The following is a 25,941-nucleotide window of genomic DNA, read 5'->3' on the forward strand; positions in this document are numbered from 1 at the left end:
TTCCTCCCCGTCCTATGGTGTTCCGCTTAATGAGACAGCAGCACGGGCAGGAGGTCCTGGCCGAGCAGGTCCTGCGTCGCGCCGCCGAACAGGCGCTCGGCGATACGCGGATGGCCGTAGGCGCCCGCCACGATGAGGTCCGAGCGCTCGCGGTCGAGGCTGGCGAAGAGGGCCGACAGCCAGTCGCCGCGGCCGTCGTCGCGCCAGCCGTCGACGATCACCTCCGCGCCGTGTCGATGCAGGTGGGCGGCGAACCCCTCCACCGCCGTTTCTCCCAGGCCGTAGCGGGCGTCGAAGGTGAACAGGGCCGTCCGTTCGGCATCGCGCAGGAAGGGCAGCGCGTCGTGCGCCGCGCGGGTCGCCTCGCCGGTGCCGTTCCAGGCGACGGTCGGACGTCGGCCGATCGCGCGGGCGGCGTCCCAGCCGACGGGGAGCATCAGGAGCGGCACGCCAGCGGCGAGCAGGAGGCGGCCGGGGAAGTCGACCGGCACCGCCCCGGCGTTCCGCCGATCCGGCTGGGTCACGACGAGCAGGTCCGCGTCGTGGGCGAAGAAGTCGCGCGCGGCACTCGCGTCTGGCGAAACAGCGCGATGGCCGTTGGCGACGCCCGCCCGCGAGGCGACCTCCTCGAAAGAGGCCTGCAGGTTGTCCCGGCAGAGCTGCCAGCCTCCGTCGGACGACACCGCGGGAACGAGGTTCACGGCGGTGAGGCGGGCTTCGAACCTGCGCGCCAGCTCGACAGCGGCATCGACCCGCGCCGACGTCGCCGAACCGGTGTCCAAGTAGACGATGATGTCACGATAAGTCATTCCGCCCTCCGTCGGTCGGTTGCGGAAGGCGAAGCTCCGCATCCATTAGCAATGTCGTGCAGGTGTCATCAGCCCTGGGGGCGGTCGAAGGCGGACTCCATCGCCTGATGTCTCGGCGTGGGATATGTGGTCTGGGTCTGGCCATCACGGCGGGTTCCGGTCGGTGGTCTTGCCCACATCGGCCTTGACGAGCAGGGCGGCCGCGACCGGCGCCGCCGCCACGATGTAGAACCCCGCCTCGCCCCACCACAGCAGCACGCTGGCCCCGGCCAGCGCGCCAAGGATAAAGCCCGCGAAGAGGGAGCCCGACTTGGCGAGCCGCACCTCGTCGGTCCGCCGGAGGCCGTTGCGGCGCGCCCCGCCCGCGACGTCGAAGAGGAGGTGGCCGATCTCTCGGCCGAGGTCGGTCACCATGCCGGTGACGTGGGTGGTGCGGACCTGGTCGCCGAGCAGCGCGCTGCTGGTGGCGTTCTGCTGGCCCATGGCGAAGGCGAGCAGCAACACGGCCGCGAACTCTGCATCTCCGCCCCGGCCGAAGACCGACAGGGCCAGACCGGCTGACGCGACCAGGGTGCCCTCGACGATCAGCAGGGACCGCAGCGTGCCCGTTTCCGACCGCTCCTCTCGGATCGCGATGTACAGCCCGCAACCGACGGCGCCGGAGAGGAAGCTCGCGATCAGCGCGATGCCGAGCGTTGCGGCATCGCCCCGCCCGTGCATGAGGTGACCCATCACGGAGGTGGTGACGCCCGAGACGTGGGACGTATCCCGCCCCGTCGCGGCGACGCCGATGCCGTTGACGGCACCGGCCACGAGGGCCAACCATGCCGCTACGGCCGGCTGCGCAGAGACGGGATGGGACGCCATCAGCGGGGGGCCGCGAGGCTGTGGATCCAGCCCACGACATCGGCGTAGCGCGTCTCGGCCGCATCGCGGCTCGTGAACTTGCGCCGGCACAGCAGGGCTTCGCCGACCTCGTCCGAGTCAGGGTCGACGCTCGGCACGTAGCGCAGCGTCACCTCGAACTCGCCGTCGTCGAGCTTGTCCATCTCGACGATCTCGGCCTTATCGCCCGTCCCAGCGACCTCTTCCTTGATCTCGTTCTTTGACATGATGAAGTCTCCTCTACTGAATGTTGTTCTCCCGCGGTCATCGCGAGGACCGTCGAAGGTGAAAGATTATCGGGCATGATCGCCCGTTCCGTGCCGTCAGACCGCGAAGGGGTTCCTGAAGTCGGGATCACCAAGTTCGCGCTCGATCGCCAGTAAACGGTTGTATTTGGCGATCCGCTCCCCCCGGCACGGCGCGCCGGCTTTGATCTGCCCGGTGCCGAGCGCCACCGCGAGGTCGGCGATGAAGCTGTCGTCGGTTTCGCCCGATCTGTGCGACACCACGCAGCGCCAACCGGCCTCCCGGCACAGCGCCACAGCCGTCATCGTCTCGGTCAGCGTGCCGATCTGGTTCGGTTTGATCAGCGCGGCATTGGTGCTCCGCTCGCGGATGCCGCGGGCGATGAGGGCCGGGTTCGTCGCGTAGAGGTCGTCGCCGACGATCTGGAGGCGATCGCCTGCCGCCGCCGTCTGGCCACGGAACCCGTCCCAGTCGTCCTCGGCGAAGCCGTCCTCGATCGACACGATCGGGTAGGCGGCGGCGAGCCGGCCGTAGAGGTCGAGCAGCGCTCCGGACGACAGCCGGCCACCCCCGTCCCGGAGGGCATAGCCGTCGCCGTCGCGGAACCCCGTCGCGGCGGGGTCGAGCGCGATGCCGACGTCGCGACCCGGTTCCAGACCGGCCCGGCGGATCGCCTCGACGAGGAGATCGCAGGCTTCCGCGGCCCCGGCGAGGCGTGGCGCGAAGCCGCCCTCGTCTCCCACCGCGGTCGACTGGCCGCCCGCCCCGAGCAGCGCCTTCAGCGCGGCATAGACGGCGACGCCAAAGCGCAGGGCCTCGGAGAAGGTCGGCGCGCCGACCGGCACCACCATGAATTCCTGCATGTCGAGCCCGCTGTCGGCATGCGCGCCGCCGTTGATGACGTTCAGCATCGGCATCGGCAGGCGCCGCGCCGCGACCCCGCCGAGATAGGTGTAGAGCGGAAGGCCGGTGTCGAGAGCTGCGGCTCGGGCGATGGCGAGCGAGGTACCGAGGATCGCGTTGGCACCCAGCTCCCGCTTGTCCGGGGTGCCGTCGAGCCGGCACATCATGTGATCGAGCATCGCCTGCCGCCGGGGATCGTGGCCGACGAGCTTGGGGCGGATACGGTCCTCGACGCTCGACGTCGCGCCGATCATGCCGCGGCCGGCGTAGCGGGCGGCGTCGCCGTCCCGGCGCTCGCGCGCTTCGGCCGAGCCGGTCGACGCGCCGGCCGGGACCGAGGCCGAGCCCACGAGGCCGTTCTCCAGCGTCACTTGAACGTCGAGAGTGGGATTGCCGCGGGAGTCGAGGATCTCCAGCGCCCGGATGTCGGCGATGCGGGATGTCATCTCAGGCCTCCCCGGTGAGGAGAAGGCGGACCGACGGCCGGCAATCGGCGGTCAGGTCCTCGGACTGTAGGCCAAAAGCGGCCTCGCACGCCCGGGTCATCGTCGCGCGTAGGTCACGCTCGTCGACGCGATCGGCGGCCATCATGAGACGGACGATCGGTTCATCTAAGATTTGATCGAGGGTAAGGGAGTTCGCCTGCATGACACACCTCTGCTCTTCCCATAACGGGTCTAAGCAGGAGTCATCAGCCACGAGGCGGTTAAACGGGAACTCCATCCCGGTATGATAGAAATAGCGCTTCGGCGCTTTCCCTGCAAGCCCCCTTCACCTTATTTCGACCGAGCGCCTCGTCCGAACGCGCGTTCTCCGCCGACGACGAAGCAAACGAGCGCCGATGCGATGGCGGCGGCGACGATGGGGAAGGTGATCCTGTAGCCGAGCCACCCGATGAGGGGGCCGGCCAGGATGGGACCGCCCGCGTGGCCGATGTCCCACAGGCTGCCGAAGACGCCCATCGCCGCGCCGTAGCCGCCGCGGGCGGCACGGTCGCCGATCAGCGCGGTGGTGGACGGCGTCACCATGGCGGTGCCGGCCCCGAACGCGGCGCAGAGGACGAGGAGCAAGGCATAGTCGCTGCACCACGGGACCGATGCCAGGCAGAGGATGCAGAGGCTCATACCCGCCACGATGACCGGACGCCGGCCGACGCGGTCCCCGAGAGCGCCCATCGGCCCGCGGAGCAGGATGGAGGCGACGCCCTGCACGCCGAAAAGCCATCCCACGTCGACGATGCGGATGCCGATGCCGGTCGCGTAAAGGGGAAGGTAGGCCTGCAGCGTGCCCACGCCCGCGTAGAGCGCGCCCTCGGCGAGGCTGGCGAGACGGATGCCGGGATCGCCGAGAATCTGCGCGAGCCCGCGGCGGAGGTCCGCGAGGACGTACCGGGGCGGGCTGCTCGGCTTCGGGCCGCCGCCGCCTGGCAGCGGCAGCAGGGCGAGCAGGGCGGCGACGCCGATCAGCCCCGAGACGACGAAGGCCGGGGTGAACCCCACCCACGCCAGCACCGCAGCCCCCACCACCGGGCCGAGCACGACCCCGGCGTTCTCGGCCGCGCCGTAGAGGCCTAACCGGCGCCCGCGTGCTTCCGGGTAGAGGCTCGCCACGCGGGCCGAGGCGGCCGGTGCGTAGAGCGCGGTCGACAGGCCGTGGTAGAGGCGCAGGGCGAGGAGCTGCGGCCAAGCCGTGACGAGCGGGTAGAGGAACGGCGCCGAGGCCTTCACGCAGAGGCCCGCCAGCATCAGTCGCCGGAAACCGAACAGGTCGGCCAGGGCGCCCGATGGGAGCTTGACGACGATGCCGGTGACCGTGACGGCCGCGACCAGCAGGCCGATGGCCGCGGCCGGGGCGCCGAGATGCGCGGCGTACAAGGCCGTGAGCGGGCTCCGCGCCATTTCGTAGCTGAGGCGGCCGAGGAAGCCGACGGCACACAGCAGCACGAAGGCCCCAGGCCGCCGCGCCGCGGCGTCGGGCGCATCCGTCCCCCCCTGGTCGGCGTCGTCGTTCGAAGGGGTCCGATCGCGGTTCGGGGATGTCACGACGGTCTCATGCCTCCGGGTCGGTGCACGGCTTCGGGCCGAAGCGCGCCCTGATCGCCTCGATCTCACGATCGGTCATGCGCTCGATGCCGATGTATCGGTTGTCCGCTGCCACGAGCACGGCCAGCAAGGTGTCGAGCTTGGCGTGCATAGCCTCGCTGTCGCGGTTCTGGGCGTTCTGGATCAGGAACACCATCAGGAACGTGACGACGCTGCTGACCGTGTTCATGATGAGCTGCCACGTGTCGGAGAAGCCGAGGGCGGGTCCTGCGACGGACCACAGCAGGACGACCGCGAAGGCGAGCGCGAACACCGCCGGGCGCCCTGCCGCATTGGCGATCCAGGTCGACGTGGCGGCAAAGATGCGGTTCATCGGGGCTCTCCGCCGGTGTGTCGGGCGCTGAAGGCCGCCTCCAGCGGTCGCTGGCATTAAGATATCGCGCGGGAGGCCCCGCTCGGGTCGGCGCCGTCATGGCGCCGTGCCCCTCCCACGCATCACGTCGAGGAAGGCCTGCTCGGCGCGGCTGCGGTAGCGGTCGCGATGGCGCAACGCCGTGAAGGCGCGCTCCGGCAGCGGAGAGCCGACCTGCACCAGCAGCCCCGCCTCCATCGACGGCGCCGCCACCGACGCCGAGAGTGCCGTCGCGCCGAGACCGGCCTCGACGGCGCCCCGCACGGCCTCGTTGGACGGCAGCTCGCAGGCGATCGGCAGGCCTTCCAGTACGCCGGCCGCGGCGGCAGCGGCCTCGAAGATCGAGCGCGTGCCCGACCCGCGCTCGCGCAGCACCCAATCGCTGTCCGGCCATGCGTCCGGCGCCACGGCCGGCCGTTCGGCCCAGGGGTGGCCTGGGGCCACGACCACCACGAGCCGGTCACGCGCGACCTCCTCGGCGAGCAGCGCGGGATCGTCGACGTGGCCCTCGACGAAGCCGATGTCGGCGGCTCCCTCCCGGACGCCCGCGGCCACCTCGGCGGTGTTGCCGATCCGCAGGCGGAGGTCGATCCCCGGGTGGGTGCGGCGGAAGGAGACGATGTGGCGCGGCAGCCAATAGCTCGCGATCGTCTGGCTTGCGTAGACGTTGAGCGTGCCGCGCTTGAGCCCGCTCAGTTCGGCCAGCACGCGCTCGGCCGCCTCGGCGCGGGCCAGCACGGCGCGGGCCTCGCCGAGGAAGAGCGCGCCCGCCTCGGTGAGGGCGATGCCGCGCCCGACACGGTGGAACAGCTTGGCGCCGTGGCGTCCTTCGAGGGACGACACGGCCGCGCTGACGGCCGACTGCGCCATGTTGAGCGCTTCTGCGGCGCGGGTGACGTGGCAGCGTTCCGCCACGGCCACGAAGATGCGGAGCTGTTCCAGCGTCATGGAGGACTCACCGTCCGGCCCGTGCCGGATCGGGTTCTACCGCGGGCGCCATGGGCGGAAAGACTGCGGCGAAGAGGTCCGAACCGTAGCTCGTCCGCAGCGGCTCCCCCTCCGTCACGGCGAAGGAGCGCGCCCCGTTCTCGCCCCGCGCCGCGCGGAGAAACAGGGTTGCGCGTCCACCGCGGTCCCGGAAGGCGCGCGCGAAGGCGTATTGGTGCGTCACGAAGGCGACCCGGATGCCACGGGCCAGCAACGCTGACACGATCTGGCGGGCCACCTCCGAGCCCTCCCGCTCGTTGGTGGCGGCGAAGGACTCGTTAAACAGCACGAGCGCGTTGGGGACGAGCGCGTCGGCGGTGGCCGACATGCGCGCGAGCTCCTCGTCGAATTTGCCACTGTGGAGCGAGGCGTCCTCCTCACGGCGCCAGTGCGTGAACACGCGCTCCGGCACCTCGCCCGCGAAGGACCGCGCCGCCACGAACAGGCCGCAGCGCATCATAACGGCGGCGAGACCGATGCTGCGCAGGAAGGTCGACTTGCCGCCCCGGTTGGCGCCCGTGACGATGACGAGGTCGCGACCGTCCGCCTCCAACGCGTTGCCGACGATCCCGTGCCCGAGCCCGAGGGCCAGGCAGGGGTCGCACAAGCCATCGGCCGAGAGCGCGCGGTCGCCGGGCGGCTTCGCATCCGGGAAGCAGGTCGGGCTGCCCGCCACCGCGAGCGCCTCGTGGAGGTTCAGCGCACCGACGTAGAAAGCGAGTTCGGAGCGCAGCGCGCGGAAGAACCCGATGACGTGCTCGGTCGAGCGCGCGACGGCGCCGCTCGCGACCGCCACGCCGCGATCGCGCAGCTCGGCCAGCGCACGTGCCCCGCTCTCGTCGCGCGGCGCTAGCGTGAAGTCGTAGCCTTCGGGGGCGCGGCCGACGAACCGCGCCAGACGGTCCCGGCGCAGGTCGGCTCGGCGCAGGGTGTAGTCCTGCCCGGCGTTGCCCGGGCCAAGGCGCGCGCTCATCAGCACGCCGCCCGGAAAGGTCAGGCGCTTGAGGCTGCGGTCGACTTCGGCGAGGTAGCGCTCGTCGAGCTCGCGGCGGAGCATCGAGAACAGGGTGGCGAGACCCGCCGAGCGGAAGGCGGTGCCTTCCCGGTCCGCCACGGCGCGCAGGCGCCGGAGGAAGCCCGAGAGCACGCCCATCAGCTCGACGGCCCGGGTCAGCACCATGGAGGGCGATCTGAAGAAGGCGCCGATGCCACCCTTGCGCTCGGCCTCGATGGCCTCGACCGTCAGCCGGTAGAGCTCCCGGATCACCTCTGGGCGGGCGATGGCGTCGCGCAGCACCCCCTGGCGGTGCCGGATGGTGGCGAGGTCGGGGGTACCAGCGAGCAGCACGCCGCGCGCCGCGTCGTGCAGGCGCTCATCACCTTTCGCCATCGCGTCGACGAGGGTGGTCAGCGCGAGGTCGCGGACGAGGTCGCCGGTCCCGGGGGGGTCTGGGCGTTCCCATTCGAAGTCGCGGTCGGAGTGGAGCAGCAAGGCCTGCATGGCGTTCGGCTCGCGTCGGTGCTTCAGAAGTGGAGGCGGTCGCTCAGGGCTGCATAGGTCAGCCTGTGCTTCTCGGCGATCGCGAGCGCGTAGCTGCGTCCGTCGGCGGGTCGCCGCACGATCTCGAAGGTGCGGCGCGCGGGGTCGTCCGGCACCACCGTGCTGACGGCGCTGACGATCGTCGGACTGAGCGCGACCAGCTCGTCGAGGAACGTCACGAGAACGCAGAGCACGTCCAGAGCAACGACACGTCGGAGCACCTCGCCGGCCAGGAACACTGCGTCGTCGAGGGTGGTCGAGCTGAAGATCTCGTTGAGCACGATGACCGAGGCCGGCGTCGCGGCCCCGAGCAGGTCGCGCACCCGGACGAGGTCGTCCTCGAGCTTGCTGCGCTGGTCCACGACGCTCTCCTCTCGCTCGAAGTGGGTGAAGACGGCGTCGGCGAGGTGAAGCGTGGCGGCGCTCCCCGGCACGGGCAACCCGAGGCTGGCGAGGTGGTGCATCTGCCCGAACGCGCGGGCGAAAGTGGTCTTGCCCCCCTGGTTGGGGCCCGACACGAGGAGGATGCGCTCGCCGGCCGCGAGGTCGAAGCCGTTGGTGACGACGGGCGTCCCTTCCCGAACGAGCCGCGTCGCCAGCGCGACGTCGAAGCCGTCGCGGCTCGACACCGCCTTCTCGCGCGTGACGGTGGGCAGGCAGAAGCGCAGGCCGGCGCGCCGCAGGGGCGCGATCGCGTCGCGGTAGGCGAGGAAGAACTGGAACTCGCGGTCGATACGGCACAGCGTCAAATCCAACGCGGCCCGGGCGCCCTCAGCGAGGACGGCCATCCGGTCGAAGAGTTCGGGCTGGAGGCGGGCCACGAACTCCAGGATCACCTCCTCGATGGAGTTCAGGCCGGGGGCGTCGCGCGGTTCGGGCGGCCGTTCGGCTGGGGCCCCCTGGCGGAACTTGGCGAAGAGCGTCTCGACCTCGGCGCCCTGATCGTGGCCTTGCCCCCTCCTCTCGACCCGCAGGCCGCCCCCGTAGACCTTGACGTCATAGCGCACCGCGGCGAGGCCGGCCGCGACGGCCTCCGTCTCGCGGCGAAGGGCACCGAAGGCATCGCTTCTGACGAGAGCGAACAGGAAATCGTCGAGGGCGCGGAGGCCGGACGATGAAAGGGAGCACCGCCCCAGCGTATCGGCCAAGGTCGAGACGCCCTCGCAATAACGTTCGAGCGCGGCGAGCAGGAGACGCCGCTTCTGCAACTCGTGGCGATGCCGGTCAGCCTGCACGAAGCCATCACGGACCCGTTGCATGGCGTCGGTGAACGCCTCGCAGATGCGGGCTATCCAATCGTCGAGAAGATCTCGCACGACTGCCTGCCGATGATGGACGGCTCCGATCTCGATGAGCGGCGCCCAGTACAGCGGCGCCAGCGTGTGCTGCTCGCGTCCCGCGATCAGCCCGGCCACGAAGCCTTCGAGGGCGAGGTCGTGAAAGCAGTCGGGCGCACGAGCCGCCTCATTCGCTTCGGCTTCGGCTCGCCAGAGCAGGCTCACGAACACTGTAGAGGAGGGCTCAAAGCTCGGAGTCGTTGAAGTCGCTTCGTCCATGGCGGATGCTCCCGGTTCCAGTCCGGCAGGAGTCATCAGCCTCGCGGCGATTGCGGGGAACTCCATCCCCTCTGGTCGAAGACCAGTGCTTCTGCAACGCCATGACGCCGTCGGAGGTTCCCCGCCGCGCCAGCTCCGAAAGGGACTTCTCCACGAACGGGGTACGCGGCCCTTCAGTGCATCGAGGCGGACCGCGATCCTCGTCGCATCACTGCGTAGGACGTCACAGGCATGCCGGATTCGGCCACGAGGCCGGAAGATCATAAGAGAGGGTGAGCCGCCTGCGCCCGCGGCTGCTCGGTCTGGACGGCCCAACTCTCCCTGAGCAGATTGGCGTCGAACGCGTCGATGACCTTCGCGACGTACCACCCCCGATGCAGGGAACCGGGGCCGGCAGGCACCTCGGCCACTGTCGTGACCCGGACGAAGCGGCCGCTCGGCGCCTTCAAGACGACGTCGATGATTCCCGCGGCGTCGTTCGCGACCTGCGCGAAGGGCACGCAGGTTTCCGCCGTCAGTTCTTCTCCGTCGACCTCGAAGACGGCGAGGTGGTTGTCGTCGGCGCTCACGGCGCGTCTCTGAAGCATAGTGATCCTCAACTGTCGGCCTCGACGTCGCGAAGCCCGCCTTTACTTCAGCCTCTAACCCAGTCGACTCGACGATGGTTCGGCGCGAGGGCGAGCCGGTGCGCCCTGGACGGGCCTGTCCCGAGCCCCTCAATCGGGTACGCCTTCGCCGACGAGCCTCGCGAAAGTGCGGTCCATCGCGCCGGACCGGCTGAGCAGCCAAGGGAAATGGCCGTAGCGGAAGGAGAGCTGCCCGGCAGCGACTTCGGGTGAGCGATGAAGTACCAAGCGCTCGTAGAGGGCGGCCGCGAGGCCGGAGCGGTCCGCCCCCGCCTCGCAATGGATCAGCAGCGGCGCCTTCGCGCCCTCGAGATCGCGCACCAGGGCTGCAAGCGTCGCTGGATCCGGCTCGTGATTGGCCGACAGCGGCACGCTCAGATAGGCGGCCCCGGCGCGGCGCACGGCTTCCGCTTCGGCGTCGTACCAGGACCGGCCCGGGTTGGCCCCGCGCAGGTTGATGACGGTTGCGATGCCATGCTCGGCCAGGAAGGACGACAGGCGGCCGGCACCGAACTGGCCCGAGCGATAGATTCCCGGCTCGAACTCGTGGACGTTGCCGGTCACGCGGAGCAGGCCAGCCCAGCCCGCGACCGACAGGGGCGGCCCGAGGAGCAGCGCAGCCAGGACGAGTGCGAGGCGGCGGCGGGCGGCACGCGATGAGGGCGCGTCAACCACGACGGCCTCCTTCGGTCCGGCTCCCCCGCGGTGGGTCGAGCTCCGCGCGCAGTGCGCCGAGCCGGTCGAGCGTCGCGAGCGAACCGTCGCCGGCCGCCGCCATCAACCCGAGAACGAGGGCTTCCAGCGCCGCCATCGTGCCCCCGTGCAGCGCAGCCCGGCCCGCGGCACCGCGCGGCACCTTCAGCACCACGTCGGCCAGCGCCGCGAGGCGGTGGTCGCCCTCGCCCGTCATCAGCACGGCCGGCAGGCCGAGCCGACGCGCCTCGCCGAGCACGACGGCGATCTCGCGATAGGGCCGCCCGTAGGCGAGCGCCAGCAGGACATCGCCGCGACCAAGGTCGAGGAGCTGGTCGGCGAGGCCGCGGCCGGTGCGGTCGAGCAGCAGCGTGCGGCGGCCGGCACGGCCGAGCGGAACGGCCGCGTAGCGGACGAGATGCGCGGTCGGCCCGACGCCGAACAACGCGATCCGCCCCGCGCGGTCGAGCGCCGCGACGGCCGCCGCCATGGCGTCGCGGGTGCCCGGCGCCCGCAGCACCCGCAGCGCCGCCTCCTGCGCGTCCAGCACGGCGTCGACCGCGCGACCGACGTCCGCCCCGACCTCACCCAGCGTGCGGCGCATCTCGTCGGCCGGAGTCGAGGGCTCGTCGCCTACCTCGGCGAGCGCGTCGGCGAGCGCCCGCTTGAGCTCGGGCAGGCCCGCGTAGCCGAGGGCGCGCGCGGTCCGCACCACGGTGGCGTCCGAGGTGCCGACGAGGCCGGCGATGTCGGCTGCCGAGGCGGCGAGCACGCGGGCGCGGTGCCTGTCCATGAAGCGCGCGACCTTGAGCAGGCTCGGGGCGAGCCCCGCCCCGAGCCCGTCGAGCCGCGCCCGGAAGCCGTCAGCCGTCGCGGTCCCTCTCGCTGTCGTATTCATGACCTCATTGTAGGGAGACGTCATCGATACGACAAGAGCCGTCCACGCGTCGAGAGGATCCAAATCGACAGCCGAGGCGACCGACGGCGGCACCGCGTGGGAAAATCCACAGACCCCGCCGACAGGTGAGAGCAACGTCCCACCGCTCGCCGTGAGCGAGTCAGCAAGTGGAGATGATCGATGAAAGCTGTTCTGGCCCTCTTGGTGTTCGTCGGTATGGCGGCTCCTGCGCTCGCCGACCCGCACGAAGACAGCGGCATCCGGAGGAAAGACTACGACAGGCACGAGGACCGCGATGTCATGAAGCAGGGCCGCGCGCGGGATGCCGGCGGTGAAGCGGGTGACGCGCGGGCCGAATATGCCCCTGCGGGCCGCGCCGTCCCGGCGCGCTGACCGAGGGCGCCCCGACCCGCCCCGGCGCGAGTCCGACCCGCGCGGGTCGCAGTGTCCCCGGCCGGGTCGCCCCTTTGGTGATGGGGCGTCGATCCGCCGGACGGGGGACGCGTCCCCCGTCCGGCACGGCTTTTCCGCGCCCGTCGGCGTCATGCGCCACGGGGGCCGAGGCGGTCCGGGTTCCTGATCGACAGGGTCCGGCCGCTCAGCTCGATCACGCCGAGCCGGCGGAGCCGGCTCAGCTCCTTGGTGACGGCCTCGCGCTGCGTCCCCGCCCGCGCGGCGAAGGCCTGGTGCGTCACCATGCACTTCACGACCGGCGCGTCCCCGCCCGGCGCATCCCGCCCCGGCGCATCCGCCAGCCGCAGCAGCTCGGCGTGGATCCTGTCGCGCGTCGACGGCGTCGAGGCTTCGGCCAGGCGGAGGCTGATGCGCTCCAGCCTCCGGCACATTGCGTCCATCGCCGCCAAGGCGAAATCCGGGCAATCCATCGCGCGCCTCCTGAACTGCGCCCGGGTCAGCACCCAGGCCGAACCCGCGCTTTCGACCGTCACGATCGAGGTCGTGGGACCGGCGTCCAGCGCCGCCCCTTCGCCGACGATCTCGCCCGGGAGGAGGTCCGTCAGGAAGACGTCGACGCCCCCCGCCGTCGGCATGGCGATCGCCGCCCGCCCGCTCGCCAGAAGCATGACGGGGGCTTGCGCGCCATCGTCGATGGTCAGTCGATCGCCCACGGCGAGGGGGCTGTGCCGGGCGCCGGCGGCGCGCGGGTCGGCCGCGATCAACGCGAGGAGGGAGGGGCGGCTTCGGGCTGGCCCGGGGCCGGGCTCGGGTCTGTGGATGGGAAGCATGGCGAGGATTTCCGGCGCGCGACGCGGCATCGGGCGGCCGCGGCCGGGCGGCCGGGCGCGGAGAAGCGCGCTGCGGTGAAGGTCGAGACGAGGGCGTATGACGAGGGCCGGCTCAGGCGAGCCTCGGCGGCCTGTCGGGTGCCTCGTACGCCGACTCGGCCGGATGCGGACCGTCTGGCCAAGCCGGGCGGGTCGGCGTGCCGCCGCGCGCCGCCGGGTGCACCTCGGCCTCGGTGGAGGCGAGCGCGGGACCGGGGCTGGAACACAGCTCGTCATCGACGCCGCGGTCGTCGTGCTCCGGAGGCGGGGGACGCGACGGCGCGGCTCGCGCCGCCGGAGCAGCCGCGACCGAGGCCGGGCTGGGAGCCGGATGGCACGCGGCTCGACCCATCGCCGCACCGGCCGAGGCCGTGGACGCCAGCGCGCCGAACAGGATCAGAACGGCCGCGAGGCGGCGGAGTGCCGGCGCGGCGAGGCGGGCACAGCCACGAAGAGCTTGGCCCAGGATCCACGCCCGGGCGGGGATGACGCGGCTGCGTGTCATGCGACGGGCGTCCCGTCTGGGGCGGGCGGCGGCCATCTCCGGTACGGCCTTCAGCGGGCCGGCTGGATGCGCGTGATCAGGGTTTGGCCGTCGACCGCCTCGGCCGAGAAGCGCACCCTGTCGCCGGCCTTGAGCCCCGCCAGTGCGGCGGGGTCGCGGAGCCGATAGGCCATGGTCATGGCGTCCATGTCGATGTTCGGGATTCGAGCGTGGTCGAGCGTCACCTTGCCGGATGCGGCATCGACCTTCTTGACCGTGCCGGCGACCAGGGGCGCGCTCGACGGCGGCGCGGCCGCGGCCGGCGGGGTCGCGGGCACGCCCGCAGCCACGGCCGGCGGGGCCGACGGTGCCGCGGCCGGGCGGGTCAGGTCGGCGGCGCTCTGCCGGTCGAGCGGGCCGGAGCCGGGCGGCGGCTGATCGGGCTGGGCCCGGTAGCTGGCCTCGCGCGACCTGACCTGCCAATCCCGCAGGTCGTTGATGCTCCTGCGCGCGTCGTCCCCGACGCGCTGCGCCACCTCGCGCAGGTGCCGGTCGCCGCCGTATTCGAGCTGCGTCTTCGACAGGAACACCAGCTCCTCGTCGACCGCGGCAAGGAGGGCGGCGAAGTCACGGTCGGGGTCGCCCACCAGCGGCTCGTCGCGGAAGCGGCCTACCATCACGTCGCGCACCCGCGCGAAAGCCGCTGGCGCGCCCCGCGCGGCCTGGGCTAGTGCGGAACGGCTCGGCTCGAAGAGGGCTGGGGCCGCGAACGCCAGCAGCGCGGCGGCGAAAACCTCGCGTCTCATGTCGACTTCCTTTCAGGGGGCTGTAGCGGTCCGACCGTTTGGCCGGACCGCCCGGACAGGGTCGTGGAGGTCAGTCGCTACTTGGCGCGCTCGATCTTGGTCACGACGTACTTGCTGTCGACTTCGGCAGGGTCGAAGCGGACCTTGTCGCCGGCCTTCAAACCTTTGAGCATGGCGGGGTCCTTGGCGGTGTAGACCATCGTCATGTCTCCCATGTCGAGCGCGGGGATCGGGCCGTGCTTCAGCGTAACCTTGCCTGTGGCGGCGTCCACCTTCTGCACGTCCCCGTTCACGGTAGCGGCGAGGGCCGCGCCCGCGAAGCCGAGCACGGCGGCGAGGGCGACGAGGGTCGTCGAGATCCTGTTCATCTGTCTCTCCTTCAGCGTTATTTCAGGGCCGTTTCAGCGCACCACGACGGTCGAATGCATCCCGGCCTCGTAGTGACCCGGCACGAGGCAGGCGAACTCAAAGGTCCCGGGCTTGCTGAACTTCCACAGCACGTCGGCGGACTGCCCGGCCGGGACCGTCTTGCCGTTGGGGTCGTCGTGCTCCATGCCGGGATGCTTCTCCATCGCGATCTTGTGCGTCGCGTTGTGCTCGACGGTGTCGAGCATGAACTCGTGGTCGGCCCGGCCGGCGTTGGTGATCTTGAAACGGATCTGCTCGCCCGCCTTCACGTCAAGCTTGGCCGGGAAGAACACCATCCTGCCGTCGTCGGTCTCGCGCATCGTGACTGGGACCAAGCGGGCGGGCTTGGACGGGTCGCCCGGCTCGCCGGCGCCGAACTCGTGAGCGTGCCCCGGCGCGCCCGGCCCCGCCAGGACGGTGACGGCCGGCAACGCCGCGAGGGCCAACGTCGCGGCCATCGCTGCAAATCTTCTCATCATCTGGCTTCCTCTGCCTCGTGTCTTCGATCGCGAGCGGGCCGCAGCTGTCCCGGTCCGCATCGGCGTCCGGCTCCGGCCCCTCGACTTCCATCGGCCGTGGTCGGCCTGGATCTGTGGCTGCTCGCACTGGCTCGCAGCGACAGCTCTCGATCCCTGTGTTGACGAGCATCTTCACGCGATCTGGCGATCCCACCCGATCGCGATCTGCTCTAGTGCACCGGACCAAACAGATGCTTCAGCATCCGTTCGGTGCGACTCTGTGCACCGCTTCAAAGCTGGTAGGTCGGCCCGCTAGTGCTCCATGCCGCCGGCCGCGGCGGACCTGCGGCGCGGGTCGACGACGCGGAACGCGGCGGGCTTCTCCCCGGCCGCAGGGGTGCCCGGGGCCTCAGCTGAGCCCGGCACGTCGCCGGTCCATTCGTGGGCGACCGTCCCCTCGGGGTGGCGGTACCAGCCGGGATCCGCGTAGTCGCCCGGCGCGAGCCCGGGGCGGACCTTCATCACCGTGAACATGCCGCCCATCTCGACCGAGCCGAACGGCCCGTCGCCGCCCATCATGGGTAGCGTGTTCTCCGGGATCGGCATCTCCATGTTGGCCATGGCGCCCATGCCGTTCGAGCCCATCGGCATGTAGCCGGGGGCGATGCGCTGGATCGCCTTCGCGGTCTTGCGCATGTCCACGCCGATGTAGGTCTTCACCGTGTGGCCCATGGCGTTCATGGTGTGGTGCGACTTGTGGCAGTGCACCGCCCAGTCGCCCGGCACGTCGGCCACGAACTCGATCGCGCGCATCTGGCCCACCGCGATGTCCACCGACACCTCCGGCCAGGACGCCCGCGGGTCCACCCAGCCCCCGTCCGTGCCCGTGACGCGGAAGTCGACGCCGTGCACGTGGATGGGATGGTTGGTCATGGTGAGGTTGCCCACGCGCAGCCGCACCCGGTCCCCCTGCCGCACGACGATCGGGTCGATGCCGGGGAAAACGCGGCTGTTGAACCCCCAAAGGTTGAAGTCGGTCATCGTGTTGACCTTGGGGACGTAGGACCCCGCCTCGATGTCGAAGGCGTTCAGGAGCCACACGAAGTCGCGGTCGACCCGCCGCTCGGCGGGGTCGCGGGGATGGACCACGAAGAAGCCCATCATGCCCATCGCCATCTGGACCATCTCGTCCGCGTGCGGGTGGTACATGAAGGTGCCGGAGCGGCGCAGGATGAACTCGTAGACGAAGGTCTTGCCGGGCGGGATGCCGGGCTGGGTCAGGCCGACGACGCCGTCCATGCCGTTCGGCAGCGTCTGCCCGTGCCAGTGGACGGCCGTCGCCTCGGGCAGCCTGTTGGTGACGAAGATCCGGACCTTGTCGCCCTCGACGGCCTCAATGGTCGGACCGGGCGACTGACCGTTGTAGCCCCAAAGGTTGGCCTTCATGCCCGGGCTGAGCTCGCGCACGACCGGCTCGGCCACGAGGTGGAACTCCTTCCAGTCGCCGCGCATGCGCCAGGGCAGCGTCCAGCCGTTGAGCGTGACCACGGGCTGGTAGTCCGTGCCGGAGGTCGGCGCGAGCGGCGGGCGCATGGTGCCGTCCGTCACGGTCGGCGCTTCCGAGATGGCGGCGGCCGCGGCCCGCCCACTCACCGCCGCGGCACCGAGGAGCGCCATGCCGCCCGCGCCCGTGCCGATGAAACCGCGCCTCGATAGTCCTGTCATGATCCCAGCCTCCTCGTCGGTCGTGTGTGGTTCGGCCCTCATCCGCCCGCGGCTCCGGTCGGGCCGGGCGCGGCGTCGGCGAGCGGCGCGGCCGCCTCCGGGGCGCCGGGGCCGAAGCCGCCCCCGATCACCGACGCGTCGAGGTCGGCGGCCGCGATCCAGAAGTCCCGCCGCGCCTCGATCGCCTGGATGTTCGACAGGATGCGCGTGCGCGCGTCGATGATGAGCTGGCTGACGTCGACCAGCATGCCGCTGAACTGCAGCACGGACTGGTCGAGGATGGTCTTGTTGAGCGGCAGCACCGTTTCCGCGTAGTGGCGCGTGATGTCGTATTCGCCGCGATAGCGCCCGTAGGCTTCCCGCACCTCGGACCGGGCCGAGATCGCGCGCTCGGCGAGCCGGTGCGCGGCGGCGAGGTAGCTTTCCCGCGCGCCGCGCACCGCCGTCTCGCCGAAGTCGTAGATCGGCACCGCGAAGTCGATCGACGGACCGCGGCGCTGGACGTTGTCGCGGGCGATCGTGGGCGTTCCGTCCGGGGCGACGCCGGCCTTGGCGGTCGATTCCGGGTTGCTGAGGAAACTGATGTCGAAGGCGCTGACGAGGCGCGTGGCGGTGCCGAGGTCGTACTCGCCCGCGAGAGCCGCGAGGTCCGATCTCGCGACGCGGAGGTCGATGCGCCGACGCAGGGCTTCGGCCTCCAGCGCGCCGCCGTCCCGCGGCCGGCGCGGGAGCGACGGGAGGGCGGATGGGAGCCTGAACGCGAGTTCCGGCCCCCACAGCCCCAGGCGGCGGACCAGCGCTTCCCGCTCCACGCGCTTCTGGACCCGCGCCCGGGCGAGCTGGGCGCCGATCTCCGCCGTGAAGGCGTGCTCGCGCGCCTGCTCGAGCTTGTTCAGCGCGCCGCTCTCGCCGAGCTGGGTCGCGAGGGTCGAGGCTGCCTCGGCACTGGCGAGCGCCTGTTCGAGAAACGCGACCGACTGGTCGGCCGCGACGGCGCGGTAATATTGCCGGCGCGCCTCCGCGGCGAGCGTCAGCGCCTGCTCGGCCGCGCGATCTTGCGTGGCCCGGAAGCGGCGCTCCGCGATTCCCTTGCGGGCCGGGAGCGTGGCGAGGTCGAACAGGCTGGCCACCACGGCGTAGGTCACGTCGATCTCGCCGGGCCCCGTCAGCCGGGCGTAGGTGAAGCGCGGGACGGGCGGCAGCGAGGCCTGCACGTAGGCCGCCTCCGACACGCCCAGATCGTGAAAGGCCGCCTGCAGGCCCCTGTTCGACAGCAGCGCGACCTGCACGGCCGAGCCCGGTGTGAGATGCGCCCGGAGCAGCCCCGCGACGGCACGGTGTGCCGTTCCGGCCGTGGCCTCGTCGGACACCTTGGACACGCCGGCCCCGACGCCTGTCGAGATTGTCGCCTGCACGGCGTCCATGCCCCCATCGGGCGAGAAGGACGCGCAGGCAGACAGCGCCAGGCCGGCGACGGGGGCCGCCGCGGCGCGAAGCCGGGAGCGTGCGCTCATCGCACACCCTCCTGAGCGGCAGGGGCGGCGCCCAGGGCCGCCTTCGGCCCGACCTCGCGGTTGAGCGCGACCCAGTCCCTGGGCCCGACCACGCCGAAGCGCCGGAAGCCGGCCGTGACCGGGGCGTAGCGGAGCCGGGTGGCACCCCTGGCGGGGTCCGCCGGCGCGAGCAGCGACGGATAGGGTTCAGCGGCGGCCGCGGCACCGCAGAGCAGCAGGCCAGCGGCCGCCGTCATCGAAAGTTTCATGTCGTCGGATCCGTGCGCGGATCGCCGCCCGGCGCCGGGGAGGCGGTTCGATCCGGATCGTCTCGGGATGCGCCCAAGGGGGGCGCACGGCTGTGCTGATGGAAGGCGCGGGGGTCGATACCCGAGCAGTAGCAAGGGCCCGCGCGATCCGCGGCGGCCCGAACTCGCGCGGTGAGCCGATTGGATCGGGACGCCGATGCCGCGAACGGGTCGTGCGAGGGGTCCGAAGGCCGGCAGTTCAGCGACTCGCGCGGGCGGGAGTTCGGCGCCGAGCGGATCCGCCCGCGCGGTGGATCAGGCCGCGGTGGATCCAGCCACTGCGGATCTTGGAGGGCGCTCCGGCCCTCGGACCGGCAGCGAAGCGGCGGCCGCGTCGTCGCGCCGGAGATAGGCGCCGAAGCTCACGTCGACGGTGCCCTGCATGGGCAGATCGGTGGCCAGCACCGCATGGCAGAAAGCGTCGCAACAGCCGCCCCCCGTCGGGCAGTCGCGGTCGGGCGCGCCGTGGCCGTGATGGTCGGCGGCGTGCCGCTGCATCTGGTGCGTCGCCGCGACGTCCGCGTCCGCGGCGCGGTCGGACAGGCGGACGGACGCTGCACCGTGCTGGTCGAGGCCGGATCCCGCGTGGCCCGCGACAATGCTGCCCGCCACCAGGGCGAGGCAGAGCAGAGCCGCTTTGATCCACGTCGGAAACATCAATGATCCTCTATAGTAACGATGCCGTCACCAGCTCACAAAAGTCAAGCATCCATCGCGGCTGAGAGCAGTCAGAGAAGCAGATGCTTCGTCATTGAGCGGGCGCTCATCTTCCCCGGTGCCGCGCCGGTGCGAAGTCGGGCGCCCGCGGCCGCGACGGGCGGACATCCCCGCCGTCGGCGAACTCGTCGATGATGGGGCAGGCCGCCGCGGCGTCGCCCTGGCACACCTCCGCCAAGCGCCGCAGCGTGCGGCTCATCTCCAGCAGCGCCGCCGCCTTGGCGTCGAGCGCCTCCACGTGGCTGAGCGCCAGGCGCTTCACGTCCGCGCTCGCCCGCCCCTCGTTGCGCCACAGGCCGAGCAGCTGCGCGATCTGCTCCATGGAGAAGCCGAGGTCGCGCGTGCGCCGCACGAAGCGCAGCGTGCGCAGGTCGGCCTCCGTGTACTGCCGGTAGCCGGAGGCCGTGCGCGCCGCAGTGCCGATCAACCCACCCGCCTCGTAGTAGCGGATCATCTTCGGAGACACGCCGGACGCCTTCGAAGCCTCGCCGATGTTCATGCCGACCTCCCCGCTCCCGCGGCGGCCGCGACCGCGGCGGCGGACGGCCGCCAGCGCCGTAGCAGCAGTGCGTTGCCGACGACGCTGATCGAGGACAGCGCCATGGCGCCGCCCGCCACCACCGGGTCGAGGTGGCCCAACGCCGCCAGCGGGATGCCCACGACATTGTAGGCGAAGGCCCAGAACAGGCCCTGGCGGATCTTGGCGTAGGTGCGGCGCGAGATGTCGAGGGCATCGGCGACGAGGCGCGGGTCGCCGCGCATCAGAGTGACCGCGGCCGACTGCATGGCCACGTCCGTGCCGGTCGACATCGCCATGCCGACGTCGGCCGCGGCCAGCGCCGGCGCGTCGTTGACCCCGTCGCCCACCATGGCCACCACCGCCCCGCCGCGCCGGGCCGCCGCCACGGCCTCGCTCTTCTCGGCAGGCAGGACCTCGGCCCGCACCTCGCCGATGCCGACCTCGCGTGCCACCGCCTCGGCGGCGCCGCGGTTGTCGCCCGTCACCAGGAGGGTGCGCAGCCCCATACGGGTCAGCGCCGCCACGGCCTCGCGCGCCGAGGGCTTGAGCGCGTCGCCGAAGGCGAGGAGGCCCAGCACGCGGGCGCCCGTGGGCGCACCCGAAGCGCCGTCCTCGACCAGCCACGACACCGTGCGCCCTTCGCGGGCCAGCGCCGCGGCGCGCGGGTCCGCGGCCCCGTCGAGCCCGAACTCCGCGAGCAGACGCGCGCCGCCCATGCGCAGGCTCCGCCCCTCGACCCGGCCCGACACGCCGCGCCCCGGCAGGGCGCGAAAGCCGGAGAGGGCCGGCACGTCGAGGCCCCGCTCTGCCGCGGCGCGTGTCACGGCGCCCGCGAGCGGGTGCTCGCTGCCGGACTGGAGCGCCGCCGCCAGCCGCAGCAGCGCGTCCTCATCCCCGCCGTCCGCGGGCTCGACCGCCGCCAGGGCGGGCCGTCCCTCCGTCAGCGTGCCGGTCTTGTCGAACGCGACCGTGTCGACCCGGTGGGCGACCTCCAGCGCTTCGGCATCCTTGATCAGGATGCCGGCGCGGGCTGCCGCGCCCGTGCCGGCCATCACGGCCGTGGGGGTGGCGAGGCCGAGCGCGCAGGGACAGGCGATGACCAGCACCGCCACGGCGTCGAGGATCGCGGTCTCGGCCGAGGCCCCGGCCAGCAGCCAGCCCGCGAGGGTCAGGGCCGCGACGCCGAGCACCGCCGGCACGAAAAGCGCGCTGACGCGGTCGACGAGGCGCTGGATCGGCGCCTTGCCGGCCTGCGCGGCCTCGACGGCCCGCACGATGCGGCTCAGCGTGGTCTCGGCCCCGACCGCGACGGTCTCGACCGCGAGGAGGCCGTCGCCATTGACCGCGCCGCCGGTGACGCGGTCGCCGACGCCCTTGGCGACCGGCCGGCTTTCGCCGGTGATCATGGACTCGTCGACCTCGCTCTCGCCCTCGCGCAACGTGCCGTCGACCGCGATCCGCTCGCCGGGGCGCACCACGACGAGGTCGCCGACCCGCAGGGCCCCGACCGCGACCTCGGCGACCGTGCCGTCCGGCCGCCGCACGCGGGCCCGGTCGGGGAGCAGGGCGCCGAGCGCCTTGATGGCGGCGCCGGTCTGGCGTTTGGCCCGGCCTTCCAGCCACTTGCCGACCAGCACGAGTGTGATCACGAGGCTCGACGCCTCGAAGTAGAGGTGCGGCGCGCCGCCCATCGCGTGATCGAGTTGCGCGGTCGCGAGCAGGTAGACGCTGAGTCCGTAGGCCGCCGAGGTGCCCAGCGCCACGAGCAGGTCCATGTTGCCCGTCCCCGCGCGGGCGGCGCTCCAGCCGGCGCGGTAGAAGCGCGCCCCGAGCCAGAACTGGACGGGCGTGGCGAGGGCGAGCTGCAGCCAGCCCGGCAGCGGCGAGCCGACGCCCGCCAGCATGGGCAGCATGGCGAGGGCGAGCGGCGCCGACAACGCGGCTGCGAGGGCGGCGTGGATCCGTTCGCGCCGGTCCAGCGCTTCGCGGTGGTGCTGGCGCTCCGCCTCGGCCGGCCAGGCGGCGGCAGCCTCCGGCACGCGGGTGGCCGGGTAGCCGGCCGCTCTAGCGGCGCGCTCGACCTCCGCCGCGTCGAGCGCCGTGCCGGGCTGCCAACGCACGCTCGCCCGCTCGGTGGCGAGGTTGACAGCGACCTCGGCTACGCCCGGCAGGGCGCGGATGGCGCGCTCGACCCGGCCCACGCAGGACGCGCAGCTCATCCCCTCGATGTCGAAGCTGACGGCGTCGCCCAAAGACGGGACCGGCCCGATCGGCTCTGCCGCCTCCCTCCGCCGCGTCTCGACGGCTGCGATGGCCATGCTGGCCTCCCATGCGCTGTTGAGGACGGGAGATGGGGCTTGCCACCGTGGGAAGGTCAAGGCGCGGGCGGCGGAGAATTTCGGCTTGACCCTGCCACGCGGCAAGCTTGCAGGCTCGAACCGCGCCGCTCGGCTCATGTCGCATCCGGTCCGACGGCCGGGACGGGAGAATTGCCATGCTGAACTTCAAAGTCGAGAAGATGACCTGCGGACACTGCGTCCGCGCCGTGACGGAGGCCGTGCACGGGGTCGACGCGGGCGCGCACGTCGACGTCGACCTCAAGGCCGGACGGGTGGCGGTCGCGACCGAGGACGCCGGCTCGGCCGACCGCATCGCCGCGGCGATCCGAGCCGCGGGCTACGACGCCGCCCCGGTCGGCGCGTCGGCCTGACGGGCGCGGCGCGATGACGGGCTCGGCCGCGCTTGCCGCGCGGCGATGCGAGGCGGATCCCGGGCCCGCGGGCGGGCGACGGCCGCGGCCGCCCGCCTACACGGCCCTGCAGGTCGGGCTGCACTGGGTCGTCGCGGCCCTCGTGGTCGGCCAATACGCGACGAGCGGCGCCATCGTCCGGACCCATTCCATCCACCTCATCGGGCAAAGGCCGTCGGCCTCCGACCTCGTGCTCCACGCGCTGCACAACAGGCTCGCCCTCTTGGTGACCGCGCTGGTCGCCGCCCGCCTGGCGCTCCGCCTCGCCGTCGGCGCCCCAGCCCCGGCCCGGCCCGGCGGGCCGAAGCCCGCGCTGGGTCGCGCGGGTCGCCTCGGCGGTCCACGCCGCCTTCTACGGCGTGCTGATCGCCGAGGGCCTGGCCGGGGCGACCGCATCCTATCTGTGGTGGCCGGCGAGCCGCCTCCACGTGGCCCACTTCTATGTTCTGCTCGGGCTCGTTGCGCTCCACCTCGGAGCCGTGGCCGGCCACGCCATAACGAGCCGCGGCGTGCTCGGGCGCATGGGGCTCGGAGCGGCCTCGGGCCGGCGACAGCAGGCGGCCCGTCCCGGGGAGGACATGCCATGACGTCGGCGGTTCGGCTCTTCGCCGTGGCCGTCGCGTGGCTCGGCCTCGCCGGTTCCGCGTCGGCCCATCCGCACGTCTTCGTGACCGCCTCTGAGGAGGTCCTGTTCGGGCCCGACGGGCAGGTGTCCGGCGTGCGTCACGCCTGGACCTTCGACGACATGTATTCGGCCTTCATCACCCAGGGCCTGGGGACGCCGGGGCAGGTCGCCACGCGCGAGGAACTGGCGCCCCTCGCGAAGACCAACGTGACCTCCCTGGCCGAGTTCGCCTACTTCACCATCGTGAAGGCGGCCGGCAAGGCCAGGCCAGCGAGTTCGGCGAGCCCACCGACGCCTGGTCGGAGGAGAGCCTCGACCGGCGGGTGACGCTCCACTTCACGCTGCCCCTGAAGGCGCCCGCCAGCGCGGCACGCGCACTCACGCTGTCGGTCTACGATCCGACCTATTTCGTCGCCTTCACCCTCGCGGAGCACGACCCCGTCGCGCTGCGGGGCGCGCCGAACGGATGCTCGTCCTCCGTCTACAAGCCGAAAGCGCTCGACCCGAACGAGACCCGCGCGCTGAACGAGTCGTTCTTCTCCAACCTTTCGCCCGGCGCTGATTTCGGCGCCAAGCTCGCCGAGAAGGCCGTCGTGGCCTGTCCCTGAGCGCGCCCTCCCGCCGTCCCCTATCCCGCCCACGGACCCGCCCGATGTTCCCATCCTGGCTCCATGCCCTTTCCATCGCTTCGCTCGCGCTCGGCTTCGTCTGCGCGGCTGTGGCGGTCGTCGACCTCCGGCGCCACCCGCCGCACATGGCCATCATGGGCGCCGTGTGGCCCGCGACGGCCCTGTTCGCCGGCCCGGCGGTGCTGTGGCTCTACTTCCGTTATGGTCGGATGAACGCGCACGAGGCGATGGCGCACGCGAAGCACGGCGGGGCGAAGCCGCACGCCGGATCCGCCACGCCCTTCCCGGTCAAAGTCGCCAAGGGCGCGCTGCATTGCGGCAGCGGCTGCGTGCTCGGCGACATCATCGCCGAATGGCTCGTCTTCCTCGCCCCGGCCGTCGCCGTGTGGTTCGGCTGGCACAGCCTCTTCGACGACAAGATGTACGCGGCCTGGCTGCTCGACTACGTCCTCGCCTTCCTGTTCGGCATCGCGTTCCAGTATTTCACGATAACCCCCATGCGGGACCTTTCGCCGTCCGAGGGACTGGTCGCGTCGCTGAAGGCCGACACGCTGTCGCTGACGGCCTGGCAGGTCGGCATGTACGGCTTCATGGCCTTCGCGCAGTTCTACCTGTTCGGCCGGCTGCTCGGCCACCGCGCGGAGGCCGACACGCCGGAGTTCTGGTTCGTGATGCAGATCGCCATGGTGTGCGGCTTCGCCACGAGCTACCCCGTCAACTGGTGGCTGGTGCGGGCCGGCGTGAAGGAGGCCATGTGATGCCGAGGCGCGCGAGACCGACCGCCGGGATGGGGCGTGCCGCCGCACTGGGCGCGCTGGCCCTGCTGTGCGCCGGGGCGGCACGGGCCGAACCCGCGGCCGAGCCGGACCTCAAGGGGTACGGCATCAAGGCCGTCGGGGCTCCGACGCTGCCCGCCATGCTGGCGCGCTGCGACGCCGCGGCCCGCGGGGCGGCGCCGCTGGAGGAGGGCGAGACGCCGGCCCTGCTCGCCGCGCGTTGCGGCCAGCTCCGCCGCTCGCTCCACAACCAGCCCGGCAACAGCCCGTCCGCGGCGCGGCGTTGAGAGCCTGTTTGAGTGGTAGAAGGGGTCTACGCTGCAGCCATTTTCGTGCGCTCAGCAGGAGACGTGCGAAGAGCGTGGCTCATGCCACGGTCGAGCACGTCGACGAACTGAGGGCCGAAAAGGGCGCAGCCCTCCGGGTTGCCCGGCGATGGCCGTTTGATGCGTCGAGAGCCTCGCCGATATAGACGTATCGGCGTCGCCCCTCTCCTGTCATCCGGCACATCGCCGGGCAACGTAGACCCCTTATACCACTCAAACAGGCTCTGAGGGCGCGGGCCGGTCAGAACCAGAACCGCAGCCCGGTGAGCGCCCGGAGGTCGCCGGCGTCCTCGCCGGCGCGGCGGCGGTAGTCCGCCGTGCCGCCGAAGAAGCGTTGATAGGCCACGCCCACGTAGGGTGCGAACTCGCGCGTGAACTCGTAGCGCAGCCGTAGGCCGGAATCGATGTCGGAGAGCCCCGAGCCGAGCTCCCGGCCGCGGTCCGCCTTCGAATAGACGTTGGCCTCCATCTGCGGCTGCAGCACGAGGCGCTGCGTGATGTAGAGGTCGTAGGACGCGTTGGAGCGGAAGGCAAAGTGGCCGCCGTCGCTGGCGTAGCCGGTCAGCTCCAGGTTCCAAAACCCCCAGGACAGGCCCTGCACGCCGAAGGCCGCCCAGGTGCGGTTGCGCAGGCTGTCGATGTCGGAGCGCACGCCGGCCTGCACGTCGAAGTAGGTCGACACCGGCCGGTCGTAGAGCAGCTCGTGGTCGCCGTCCGACACGAGGCCGCGCCCGTCGGCGTTGTATCGCCCCTCGGTCTTGAGCCACAGCTTGTTGAAGTCGTCGCCGACCCAGCCCTGGCCGTCCCAGCGGAAATAGGACCCGTTGGCGAGGCGCCCCTCGAACTGGTCGAAGAACACGTTGGCGTAGCGCCGGTCGTCGGCGACAGGGTTGCCATAGGGCGCCGCGCCCCCGAGCGTGTTGCCGGTGTCGAGGTGGGCGGGGCCGTTGAGGAACACCGGCAGGCTCGGCAGGCCCTGGGCGAGGGCTGGGCCGGCGGCGGGGACCAGCGCGAGGAGGAGAGCGAGACGGCGCATC

General features: G+C 71.9%; 31 protein-coding genes, 1 pseudogene and 3 riboswitches. Of the genes and pseudogenes, 7 read left to right on the forward strand and 25 right to left on the reverse strand.

The features are described 5' to 3' along the window. Positions 1-26: 26 nt before the first annotated feature. From D3273_RS14495 to D3273_RS28265, 13 genes are all read right to left on the reverse strand, one after another. Positions 27-809 (reverse strand): universal stress protein, encoded by a 783-nt coding sequence (locus D3273_RS14495; protein WP_129227604.1) that lies wholly within the window; start codon positions 807-809, stop codon positions 27-29. A gap of 52 nt (positions 810-861) precedes the next feature. Next, a riboswitch (Fluoride riboswitch) is annotated at positions 862-923 on the reverse strand. A 30-nt stretch (positions 924-953) separates the two neighbouring features. Next, positions 954-1,676, reverse strand: coding sequence for a YoaK family protein (locus tag D3273_RS14500; protein WP_129227605.1), 723 nt, complete (start codon positions 1,674-1,676; stop codon positions 954-956). Then, positions 1,676-1,921 (reverse strand): hypothetical protein, encoded by a 246-nt coding sequence (locus tag D3273_RS14505; protein WP_129227606.1) that lies wholly within the window; start codon positions 1,919-1,921, stop codon positions 1,676-1,678. The genes D3273_RS14500 and D3273_RS14505 overlap by 1 nt, the downstream gene beginning before the upstream one ends. Before the next feature lie 96 nt (positions 1,922-2,017). Further along, entirely contained in the window at positions 2,018-3,289 is a 1,272-nt protein-coding gene (gene eno / locus D3273_RS14510; protein ID WP_129227607.1) for a phosphopyruvate hydratase, read from the reverse strand. A gap of 1 nt (position 3,290) precedes the next feature. Beyond that, positions 3,291-3,491: a hypothetical protein gene (locus tag D3273_RS14515; RefSeq protein WP_129227608.1), complete on the reverse strand. Its 201-nt coding sequence runs from the start codon at positions 3,489-3,491 to the stop codon at positions 3,291-3,293. A 27-nt stretch (positions 3,492-3,518) separates the two neighbouring features. Continuing rightward, positions 3,519-3,579: riboswitch (Fluoride riboswitch) on the reverse strand. Between the two features lie 40 nt (positions 3,580-3,619). After that, positions 3,620-4,885, reverse strand: coding sequence for an MFS transporter (locus tag D3273_RS14520; protein ID WP_207210780.1), 1,266 nt, complete (start codon positions 4,883-4,885; stop codon positions 3,620-3,622). 7 nt (positions 4,886-4,892) lie between these two features. Next, entirely contained in the window at positions 4,893-5,258 is a 366-nt protein-coding gene (locus D3273_RS14525) for a low affinity iron permease family protein (RefSeq protein WP_129227609.1), read from the reverse strand. 96 nt (positions 5,259-5,354) lie between these two features. After that, entirely contained in the window at positions 5,355-6,245 is an 891-nt protein-coding gene (locus tag D3273_RS14530) for a LysR family transcriptional regulator (RefSeq protein WP_129227610.1), read from the reverse strand. 7 nt (positions 6,246-6,252) lie between these two features. Further along, entirely contained in the window at positions 6,253-7,785 is a 1,533-nt protein-coding gene (locus tag D3273_RS14535) for a MutS-related protein (RefSeq protein ID WP_129227611.1), read from the reverse strand. A gap of 23 nt (positions 7,786-7,808) precedes the next feature. Further along, positions 7,809-9,380: a MutS-related protein gene (locus tag D3273_RS14540; RefSeq protein WP_165359498.1), complete on the reverse strand. Its 1,572-nt coding sequence runs from the start codon at positions 9,378-9,380 to the stop codon at positions 7,809-7,811. A 19-nt stretch (positions 9,381-9,399) separates the two neighbouring features. Further along, a riboswitch (Fluoride riboswitch) is annotated at positions 9,400-9,459 on the reverse strand. Positions 9,460-9,640: 181 nt separating this feature from the next. After that, entirely contained in the window at positions 9,641-9,949 is a 309-nt protein-coding gene (locus tag D3273_RS14545; RefSeq protein ID WP_129227613.1) for a hypothetical protein, read from the reverse strand. A gap of 147 nt (positions 9,950-10,096) precedes the next feature. Further along, positions 10,097-10,681 (reverse strand): tyrosine-protein phosphatase, encoded by a 585-nt coding sequence (locus D3273_RS14550; RefSeq protein ID WP_129227614.1) that lies wholly within the window; start codon positions 10,679-10,681, stop codon positions 10,097-10,099. Beyond that, complete coding sequence (locus tag D3273_RS28265) at positions 10,674-11,597, reverse strand: MurR/RpiR family transcriptional regulator (protein ID WP_165359499.1); 924 nt, start codon at positions 11,595-11,597, stop codon at positions 10,674-10,676. The genes D3273_RS14550 and D3273_RS28265 overlap by 8 nt, the downstream gene beginning before the upstream one ends. A 180-nt stretch (positions 11,598-11,777) precedes the next feature. Here D3273_RS28265 and D3273_RS28270 point away from each other — a divergent pair, with 180 nt between their 5' ends. Continuing rightward, positions 11,778-11,990: a hypothetical protein gene (locus tag D3273_RS28270; protein ID WP_165359500.1), complete on the forward strand. Its 213-nt coding sequence runs from the start codon at positions 11,778-11,780 to the stop codon at positions 11,988-11,990. Between the two features lie 149 nt (positions 11,991-12,139). Here the strand turns inward: D3273_RS28270 and D3273_RS14560 are convergent, their stop codons facing one another. The 11 genes from D3273_RS14560 to D3273_RS14610 all read right to left on the reverse strand — a co-directional run bounded on the left by D3273_RS14560 (position 12,140) and on the right by D3273_RS14610 (position 22,117). Then, on the reverse strand, positions 12,140-12,841 hold the full coding sequence (locus D3273_RS14560) for a Crp/Fnr family transcriptional regulator (protein ID WP_129227616.1): 702 nt from the start codon (positions 12,839-12,841) through the stop codon (positions 12,140-12,142). A 112-nt stretch (positions 12,842-12,953) separates the two neighbouring features. After that, positions 12,954-13,385, reverse strand: coding sequence for a hypothetical protein (locus D3273_RS14565; protein WP_129227617.1), 432 nt, complete (start codon positions 13,383-13,385; stop codon positions 12,954-12,956). A gap of 50 nt (positions 13,386-13,435) precedes the next feature. After that, positions 13,436-14,170 carry a copper-binding protein gene (locus tag D3273_RS14570; RefSeq protein ID WP_129227618.1) on the reverse strand — a complete coding sequence of 245 codons (735 nt, stop codon included), beginning with the start codon at positions 14,168-14,170 and terminating at the stop codon, positions 13,436-13,438. Between the two features lie 77 nt (positions 14,171-14,247). Beyond that, positions 14,248-14,538 (reverse strand): copper-binding protein, encoded by a 291-nt coding sequence (locus D3273_RS14575; protein ID WP_129227619.1) that lies wholly within the window; start codon positions 14,536-14,538, stop codon positions 14,248-14,250. Between the two features lie 33 nt (positions 14,539-14,571). Beyond that, a complete protein-coding gene (locus tag D3273_RS14580; RefSeq protein ID WP_129227620.1) occupies positions 14,572-15,036 on the reverse strand; it encodes a cupredoxin domain-containing protein in 465 nt (154 codons plus the stop codon). Between the two features lie 312 nt (positions 15,037-15,348). Then, the gene (locus D3273_RS14585; RefSeq protein WP_129227621.1) at positions 15,349-16,761 is read right to left on the reverse strand and encodes a multicopper oxidase family protein; all 1,413 of its coding nucleotides are present in this window, start codon (positions 16,759-16,761) and stop codon (positions 15,349-15,351) included. A 38-nt stretch (positions 16,762-16,799) separates the two neighbouring features. Further along, positions 16,800-18,275 (reverse strand): TolC family protein, encoded by a 1,476-nt coding sequence (locus tag D3273_RS14590; RefSeq protein ID WP_129227622.1) that lies wholly within the window; start codon positions 18,273-18,275, stop codon positions 16,800-16,802. Next, the gene (locus D3273_RS14595; RefSeq protein WP_129227623.1) at positions 18,272-18,523 is read right to left on the reverse strand and encodes a hypothetical protein; all 252 of its coding nucleotides are present in this window, start codon (positions 18,521-18,523) and stop codon (positions 18,272-18,274) included. Before D3273_RS14595 ends, D3273_RS14590 begins: the two co-directional genes overlap by 4 nt. A 294-nt stretch (positions 18,524-18,817) precedes the next feature. After that, the gene (locus D3273_RS14600; RefSeq protein WP_129227624.1) at positions 18,818-19,219 is read right to left on the reverse strand and encodes a hypothetical protein; all 402 of its coding nucleotides are present in this window, start codon (positions 19,217-19,219) and stop codon (positions 18,818-18,820) included. 106 nt (positions 19,220-19,325) lie between these two features. Then, positions 19,326-19,778 carry a Cu(I)-responsive transcriptional regulator gene (gene cueR / locus D3273_RS14605; protein ID WP_129227625.1) on the reverse strand — a complete coding sequence of 151 codons (453 nt, stop codon included), beginning with the start codon at positions 19,776-19,778 and terminating at the stop codon, positions 19,326-19,328. Further along, a complete protein-coding gene (locus D3273_RS14610; protein WP_281011291.1) occupies positions 19,775-22,117 on the reverse strand; it encodes a heavy metal translocating P-type ATPase in 2,343 nt (780 codons plus the stop codon). The genes cueR and D3273_RS14610 overlap by 4 nt, the downstream gene beginning before the upstream one ends. A gap of 176 nt (positions 22,118-22,293) precedes the next feature. Between D3273_RS14610 and D3273_RS14615 the strand changes: the two genes are divergently transcribed. The 6 genes and pseudogenes from D3273_RS14615 (at position 22,294) to D3273_RS14635 (ending at position 24,865) form a co-directional block, all read left to right on the forward strand. Next, on the forward strand, positions 22,294-22,509 hold the full coding sequence (locus D3273_RS14615; protein ID WP_129227627.1) for a heavy-metal-associated domain-containing protein: 216 nt from the start codon (positions 22,294-22,296) through the stop codon (positions 22,507-22,509). Between the two features lie 398 nt (positions 22,510-22,907). After that, positions 22,908-23,135, forward strand: coding sequence for a hypothetical protein (locus tag D3273_RS14620; RefSeq protein ID WP_129227628.1), 228 nt, complete (start codon positions 22,908-22,910; stop codon positions 23,133-23,135). After that, positions 23,132-23,362: pseudogene (locus tag D3273_RS29645) on the forward strand (DUF1007 family protein); the annotation flags it as partial. The gene D3273_RS14620 and the pseudogene D3273_RS29645, both read left to right, overlap by 4 nt. Beyond that, positions 23,278-23,781, forward strand: a complete 504-nt coding sequence (locus tag D3273_RS14625) for a DUF1007 family protein (protein ID WP_281011293.1) — start codon at positions 23,278-23,280, stop codon at positions 23,779-23,781. The pseudogene D3273_RS29645 and the gene D3273_RS14625, both read left to right, overlap by 85 nt. Positions 23,782-23,825: 44 nt before the next feature. Further along, complete coding sequence (locus D3273_RS14630; RefSeq protein WP_129227629.1) at positions 23,826-24,560, forward strand: DUF4396 domain-containing protein; 735 nt, start codon at positions 23,826-23,828, stop codon at positions 24,558-24,560. Then, positions 24,560-24,865 carry a hypothetical protein gene (locus D3273_RS14635; RefSeq protein ID WP_129227630.1) on the forward strand — a complete coding sequence of 102 codons (306 nt, stop codon included), beginning with the start codon at positions 24,560-24,562 and terminating at the stop codon, positions 24,863-24,865. The genes D3273_RS14630 and D3273_RS14635 overlap by 1 nt, the downstream gene beginning before the upstream one ends. 280 nt (positions 24,866-25,145) lie before the next feature. Here the strand turns inward: D3273_RS14635 and D3273_RS14640 are convergent, their stop codons facing one another. Then, positions 25,146-25,940, reverse strand: a complete 795-nt coding sequence (locus D3273_RS14640) for a copper resistance protein B (protein WP_129227631.1) — start codon at positions 25,938-25,940, stop codon at positions 25,146-25,148. Position 25,941: the final 1 nt, after the last annotated feature.

The sequence above is a fragment of the Lichenibacterium minor genome, from assembly GCF_004137685.1.
GTDB lineage: Bacteria > Pseudomonadota > Alphaproteobacteria > Rhizobiales > Beijerinckiaceae > Lichenihabitans > Lichenihabitans minor.